The 6,898-nt window shown below is 47.0% G+C and carries 7 protein-coding genes and 2 pseudogenes; 5 read left to right on the top strand and 4 right to left on the bottom strand.

Translation table 11 applies throughout. The features are described 5' to 3' along the window. Positions 1-645: pseudogene (locus R8N28_RS23370) on the top strand (hypothetical protein); the annotation flags it as partial. A gap of 101 nt (positions 646-746) precedes the next feature. Here the strand turns inward: R8N28_RS23370 and frdD are convergent. The 4 genes from frdD to frdA are packed head-to-tail and all read right to left on the bottom strand — an operon-like array spanning position 747 to position 4,079. Continuing rightward, positions 747-1,124, bottom strand: coding sequence for a fumarate reductase subunit FrdD (frdD, locus tag R8N28_RS23365; RefSeq protein WP_005381493.1), 378 nt, complete (start codon positions 1,122-1,124; stop codon positions 747-749). An 11-nt stretch (positions 1,125-1,135) separates the two neighbouring features. Next, a complete protein-coding gene (gene frdC / locus R8N28_RS23360; RefSeq protein WP_005381491.1) occupies positions 1,136-1,519 on the bottom strand; it encodes a fumarate reductase subunit FrdC in 384 nt (127 codons plus the stop codon). A gap of 2 nt (positions 1,520-1,521) precedes the next feature. Next, a complete protein-coding gene (locus tag R8N28_RS23355; protein WP_005381489.1) occupies positions 1,522-2,280 on the bottom strand; it encodes a succinate dehydrogenase/fumarate reductase iron-sulfur subunit in 759 nt (252 codons plus the stop codon). Then, positions 2,280-4,079 carry a fumarate reductase (quinol) flavoprotein subunit gene (frdA, locus tag R8N28_RS23350; RefSeq protein WP_005381487.1) on the bottom strand — a complete coding sequence of 600 codons (1,800 nt, stop codon included), beginning with the start codon at positions 4,077-4,079 and terminating at the stop codon, positions 2,280-2,282. The genes R8N28_RS23355 and frdA overlap by 1 nt, the downstream gene beginning before the upstream one ends. 438 nt (positions 4,080-4,517) lie before the next feature. Here frdA and epmA point away from each other — a divergent pair, with 438 nt between their 5' ends. From epmA to R8N28_RS23330, 4 genes and pseudogenes are all read left to right on the top strand, one after another. Then, entirely contained in the window at positions 4,518-5,489 is a 972-nt protein-coding gene (gene epmA, locus R8N28_RS23345) for an elongation factor P--(R)-beta-lysine ligase (RefSeq protein WP_065274936.1), read from the top strand. Positions 5,490-5,498: 9 nt separating this feature from the next. Next, positions 5,499-5,873: a VanZ family protein gene (locus R8N28_RS23340; protein ID WP_005456934.1), complete on the top strand. Its 375-nt coding sequence runs from the start codon at positions 5,499-5,501 to the stop codon at positions 5,871-5,873. A 21-nt stretch (positions 5,874-5,894) separates the two neighbouring features. Then, positions 5,895-6,530, top strand: a complete 636-nt coding sequence (locus R8N28_RS23335; RefSeq protein ID WP_005381480.1) for a TetR/AcrR family transcriptional regulator — start codon at positions 5,895-5,897, stop codon at positions 6,528-6,530. A 144-nt stretch (positions 6,531-6,674) separates the two neighbouring features. After that, positions 6,675-6,898 (top strand): annotated as a pseudogene (locus R8N28_RS23330) (DHH family phosphoesterase); the annotation flags it as partial.

Raw genomic sequence — 6,898 nt, 5'->3', positions numbered from 1 at the left:
ACGCAGGTGACCATTGGTGATCCACAACCAGAGAAACAGCTCGACCAATTGCTGGCGGATAAAAAGCGTTTAGTGGCGGATCGCATTCGTGCGATTCAGGAACAAGAAACGTCGAAAGCACAGGCAGAAACGGAGCAGTTACGCAAAGAAATTCAACGTACTCGTGAAGTGCAAGACGCTCAGCGTGGTAAAGAACTCGCAATTATTGCTCAGCAAAAAGAAGTGGAAGTTGCACGTCAGATTGCAGAGCGTGAAATCGTTGAAGTGGAAAAAACCAAACGACTTGCTGAGGTCGAGAAGGAGAAAGAGCTAGCTATCGCAGAGGCTAACTTAGCGATTCAAAAAGCGAACGCACTTTCTGCTGAGTTTGAAGCGAAAGCGATATTAGCGAAAGGTCGCGCAGAATCTGAAGTCCTAAAAGGTAAGTATGCGGCGTTAGGAGCAAATCGTGAAGTTTACTTGGCAGAATTGAATCGAGACGTAGCGAACTCGCTGTATAACAACCTGCAAAACTTCCAAGTGCAGATGCCACAAAACTACATCGGTGGTGGTGAAGCGACAGGTCTGAAAACTAACCTTGATGTGATTACTGGCTTTGGTGCGTTGGGCTTAATGGACCAAACTAAGAAGGTCACACAGCAATAAGATCATGGGTGGTCAAAAGCTCAAAAAGCAAAAAGATCATAGGTAACCCAAAGCAATAAAAAAGCTGGCATTTAGCCAGCTTTTTCTTTTTGGTCAGTCTCTTAAATCATGAAGATAAAGATAACTGCTAGTGCAGTGATGAGGCCTGCAAATGCATAGCATGCAATTTTACCAATCACACCAGTGTGGAATTTAAGGTCGTGCATGCCGTGGTGTACACGGTGCATTGCGTGCCACATTGGCAATGCTAGCGTGCCAATGATGAATAGCGCACCGATGATGCTGGTTGCGAATGCAGAGACACGCTCGTAGCTCATCGCTTCTGCATCAATCACGCCTAGTGGGACCAAGATACCTAGCACAAGAACAGTGATTGGCGTGATCATCGCGAACCAAGTACCACCTGCGCCAAACAGACCCCACCAGATTGGCTCATCAGAACGTTTTGGTGATGTGTTTACACTATAATTCGGTTTCATTGCTCAGCTCCTTACACCACGATGAGAACGATCAGTGAGATGAACGCAACCGCGGCCCACTGAGTCAATACGATGATCTTCTTGTCCACGGGTTTGCCTTTCAAACGAATTGGCATTACTTGTGGCATCATGCTGAAGAAAGTTTGAGCGTGGAATAGGCTACCGAGTAGTGCAACGATGTTGATTGCGACTACGATTGGGTTCGCCATGAACGCTAACCAACCTTGCCATGCTTCAGGACCTTTCACCAAGCAACCTAAACCGAAAGTTAGGAACAGAGTGAATAGGATTAACGGAAGCACCGTCGCTTCACGTAGCATGTAGAAGCGGTAGAAAGGATGGTTCTTCCACCAAGTGCGTTTTACTTCACGAACGTAAGGTTTACGATTGCTCATCCTTATGCCTCCACTTTCTTTGGTGAACCATCAGGTTTCAACATAGCAATCACGAAGTCCATAGAAGACTCCACTTTGCCTTGGTTTACTGCCGCTGCTGGGTCAACGTTCTTCGGACAAACTTCAGAACAGTAACCAACAAACGTACAACCCCAAGCACCGTTTTCACCGTTGATAAGCTTCATGCGCTCATCTTTACCGTTGTCACGGCTGTCTAGGTTGTAGCGGTGGGCTAGCGTTAGTGCAGCAGGACCGATGAACTCTGGATTAAGACCAAACTGAGGACATGCTGCATAGCACAGACCACAGTTGATACAGCCAGCGAACTGCTTGTATTTCGCCATCTGTTCTGGCGTTTGCAAGTTCGTACCGTCTTCTGGTTTACGATCGTTACCAATGATGTATGGTTTGATTGCTTCTAGGCGCTCGATGAATGGCGTCATATCAACAATCAAGTCTTTCTCGATTGGGAAGTTCGCTAGAGGCTCGATAGTCACACCGTCTGGGTAGTCACGTAGGAAGCTCTTACAAGCAAGTTTCGGTACGTTGTTCACCATGATGCCGCAAGAACCACAGATCGCCATACGGCAAGACCAACGGTAAGACAGATCTTTGTCTAGGTGGTCTTTGATGTAACCAAGTGCGTCAAGTACAGACATGGTTTCATCGAATGGGACTTCGAATGTTTGCTTGTATGGTTCTGCATCTTTTTCTGGGTCGTAACGCAGGATGTCTACTTTTTGAATGCGATTTGCTGACATTATGCTTGCTCCTCTGCGTTCTTCTCTTCAGCCGCGGCTTTTTCTGCTGCTTCACCGTATAGACGAGCTTTTGGTTGTGACTTAGTGATGGTCACATTGCTGTAATCGATACTTGGTGCTGACTCTGGCTTGTAGAAAGCAAGTGAGTGTTTTAGGAAGTTCACGTCATCACGTTCTGTACAACCGTCGTCTAGACGTTGGTGCGCACCGCGAGATTCTTTACGTAGAATCGCAGAGTGAACCATCGCTTCTGCGACTTCTAGGCCGTAACCCACTTCGATTGCGTATAGAAGGTCTGTGTTGAACACTTTACCTTTGTCTTTGATGCTGATGCGTTTGTAGCGTTCTTTCAACTCAGTGATTTTGTCGATAGTCGCTTGCATCAAATCTTCTTGGCGGTAGATACCACAGCCCGCTTCCATGGTGTGGCCCATTTCTGTGCGTATTTCTGCCCAGTTTTCGTCGCCTTCTTGGTTCATCAGTTTTGCGATGCGTTCTTCAACGGCTTTGACTTGCGCGTCAATTGCCGCGTCGTTCCAGCCTTTGAATTCTGCCGCACGTTTCACTGCGTTTTCACCAGCTACGCGGCCAAATACTACGAATTCAGCCAGTGAGTTAGAACCTAGACGGTTTGCACCGTGAAGACCAACAGACGCACATTCACCCACCGCGAATAGGCCTTTAATGCGAGTTTCACAACCGCCGTCCGTTTCAATACCACCCATGGTGTAGTGAACGGTTGGACGAATTGGAATTGGCTCTTTTGCAGGGTCCACGTTTACATAAGCTTTTGCTAGCTCACAGATGAACGGTAGACGTTCTTGTAGGTACTCTTCACCAAGGTGGCGAAGGTCTAGGTGCACCACGTCACCCAGTGGGTGTTTGATGGTGTTGCCTTTCTGTTGTTCGTGCCAGAAAGCTTGAGAAACTTTGTCACGAGGACCCAGTTCCATGTATTTGTTCTTCGGTTGGCCAACTGGAGTTTCAGGGCCCATGCCGTAATCTTGTAGGTAACGGTAGCCATTCTTGTTAACGATGATACCGCCTTCACCACGACAACCTTCCGTCATCAGGATACCTGTGCCTGGAAGACCGGTTGGGTGGTATTGAACGAATTCCATATCACGTAGAGGAACGCCGTGACGGTAAGCCATTGCCATACCATCGCCCGTTACGATACCGCCGTTGGTGTTACAGTGGTAAACACGGCCCGCGCCACCTGTTGCTAGAACAACAGATTTTGCTTTGATAGTAACAAGCTCGCCTTCAGACATGTGAATAGCAATCAGACCTTGAACTTCGCCTTCATCAACAAGCAGATCCACCACAAAGTACTCATCAAAACGTTTGATGTTGCTGTACTTCATTGATGTCTGGAATAGCGTATGAAGCATGTGGAAGCCAGTTTTGTCTGCAGCGAACCAAGTACGTTCAACCTTCATACCACCAAAGCGGCGTACGTTGACTTCACCGTTCTCTTTACGACTCCATGGGCAACCCCATTGCTCCATTTGGATCATTTCGCGAGTCGCGTTCTCTACAAAGTATTCAACAACATCCTGTTCACATAGCCAGTCACCACCGCCAACAGTGTCGTTGAAGTGGTTGTCTAAGCTATCTTCATCCTTGATAACTGCTGCTGAGCCACCCTCTGCAGCGACCGTGTGGGAGCGCATTGGATAAACTTTAGAAATCAGAGCGACTTCTAAGTCAGGGTTTGCTTCAGCCGCTGCAATAGCAGTACGAAGACCAGCGCCGCCTGCGCCGATGACTGCGATATCTGTGGTGATAATTTGCACAGTTATCCTCCAGTGTGTGATTGCGGAAATCCGCTTGTTATTGTGATTGCGAGGCGCTCTTTTAAAAGAACTCCCCAAAAGTAGTAGGGTTAGTGTAGATGAGCCACATGGCAGAAAAATTGATGTAATTGGGTTTTTGCTTCGGTAATGCACTTAAGGGCATAGAATTTATAGGTTATGTGACTGCTATCACGGCACGAAACATTTGAAACTCAAACGTCATATCCATGAATGTTAAATGAGTGTTGCCCGACATTGCTGTCATTGATAACAGGTTTTATTTCGAATGTTTTTTGTACTGCAGCACGAGTAATGCTTGCTTCAAATTTAAACAATGTGGCGGGAAAATAGAGAAGGGAAATTCCCCTCTCGTCGAACCGTGAAAAGCATGTAGAATGGGGTTTTTACGCGCTAAATTAGAGTTTTGAGAGACTTATTATGCAAACCAACTGGCAACCTACCGCTTCCATTGAGCAACTTCGTCAACGTGCGACGTTAATCGCCGCCATTCGTCAATTCTTTGCAGAGCGACAGGTGATGGAAGTGGACACGCCAGCGATGAGCCACGCGACCGTGACTGACATTCATTTGCATACTTTCCAAACCGAGTTTGTTGGCCCTGGTTACGCTGATGGCAGTAAGCTGTTCTTTGTGACCAGTCCAGAATTCCATATGAAGCGCCTTTTGGCAGCGGGCAGTGGTTGTATTTATCAAATCAATAAAGCGTTTCGTAACGAAGAAAATGGTCGATACCACAACCCCGAGTTTACGATGTTGGAGTGGTATCGCGTTGACTTTGACCATCATAAATTGATGGATGAAATGGATGACCTGTTGCAGCTGGTATTGAAGTGTGGCGCAGCGCAGCGCATGACGTATCAGCAAGCCTTCATTGATGTGTTGGGTGTGTGTCCACTGGAAGGCTCGATGACTGAGCTGAAAGCGGCGGCAAGCAAGCTGGGTTTGAGTGACATTGCTGAGCCAGAAGAAGATCGCGATACGTTGCTGCAACTGTTATTTAGCGTGGGAGTAGAAAACAAAATTGGTCAGGATGTGCCGGCTTTTGTGTACGACTTCCCGGCGTCACAGGCGGCGCTCGCAAAAATCAATCCTCAAGATCATCGCGTCGCGGATCGTTTTGAAGTGTACTTTAAGGGGATAGAGCTGGCGAACGGATTCCATGAACTGGACAACCCGAAAGAGCAATTAGCGCGCTTTGAACAAGATAACGCAAAGCGTATCGAAATGGGTTTAAAACCGCAGCCGATCGATTATCATCTGATTTCTGCACTGGAAGCAGGATTGCCAGACTGTGCAGGGGTTGCGCTGGGTATCGATCGTTTGATCATGCTGGCGCTAGGCTGTGACCACATTGATCAAGTCACGGCCTTTCCATTTCCAATCGCATAAGGATATCCAATGAACTTGACGGCTGCACGTTTCGTCATCTTGAGCTACGCCATATTGATCGCTTTTTTATCTCTGAGTTCAGGTGAACTACAAGACTGGGGCAATATCGCGTACCTCGACAAAATGCAGCACGCCATGGCGTACAGCGGCTTTGCGTTTTTAGGTTGCTTTTGCGTGTGGCGTTGGCGTCAACGTTGGGCGGTGGCGATGGGTATTTTGCTATTTAGCGCCGTCATTGAGTGGCTACAAGGCTATGTCGGCAGACAAACCTCTTGGTTAGACCTTGTCGCCAACTCGACTGGCATCTTAACTGGTCTGTTATGTTACCGTATTTGGAGCCTCTATCGACCTAGGTTGGTGAAGTCGCTATACTCGATTCGTTAATGAAGAGGGAATACGATAACAATGAAAACGCGCGACAAAATCGTCTACGCGGCACTGGAGTTGTTCAACCAACATGGTGAGCGCAACATCACCACCAATCACATTGCCGATCACATCGAAATTAGCCCTGGTAATCTGTATTACCACTTCCGCAATAAGCAAGAAATCGTTCGTGAGATCTTTGCGCTTTATTCAGCAGAACTTTTAGAAAGATTTACCCCTATTCAAGGCTCACAAGAGAGCCTGACTATGCTGAAGAGCTACCTAGACTCTATTTTTACCTTGATGTGGAAATACCGCTTTTTCTACGCAAACCTACCAGAAATCTTGTCACGAGATGAACAGCTGCACGAGCAGTACATCGATGTGCAAGAGAAGCTGCAAGCCAACCTCATTGCTATTATGCAAGAGTTCGTAACGATGAAGCTGTTGAATGTCGATCAACAACAGTTGAAGTCATTGGTATGTACATTACACTTGATTGCGTGTAGTTGGTTGGCGTATCAATCCGCGATGGCTTCAAAAACCAACATTACCGAGCAAATGGTGAAGCAAGGGATGTTGCAGATGCTTAATGTCGTTAAGCCATTAGCAACTGAGCAGGGCTTAGAGCAGCTACTGTTATTAGAAGATGCGGTTAGCAATCTACACAGTTAAACGTCAAACTGCTTAATATTTCGAGAGTCACTCTCATTTTCGAGTCGTGGCTCGAGTTGACTTGTCAAATATGCCACGCACAATAGTCCCATACGCTAAAAACCCTTGCAGGGATAAGATTCTCGATAAAGGAACTATCGCCCCATGAATTACGACATTTTTAATGGTGATGCTGATGGCATCATTGCTCTTCTGCAATTACGTTTGGCTGATCCTGTCGATGCCCAGTTAATAACCGGTGTAAAGCGCGACATCAAACTGGTGGAAAAAGTAGACGTGCAAGCGGGTGATGAGCTGACTGTGTTAGACATTTCGATGGAAAAGAACATGGCAGGTCTAGAGCAAGCTTTGGCTCAAGGCGCGCACGT

Source organism: Vibrio sp. Vb1554, from assembly GCF_033344235.1.
Note: the sequence above shows the minus strand (reverse complement) of the source record. Positions and strands in the feature narration are given on the sequence as shown.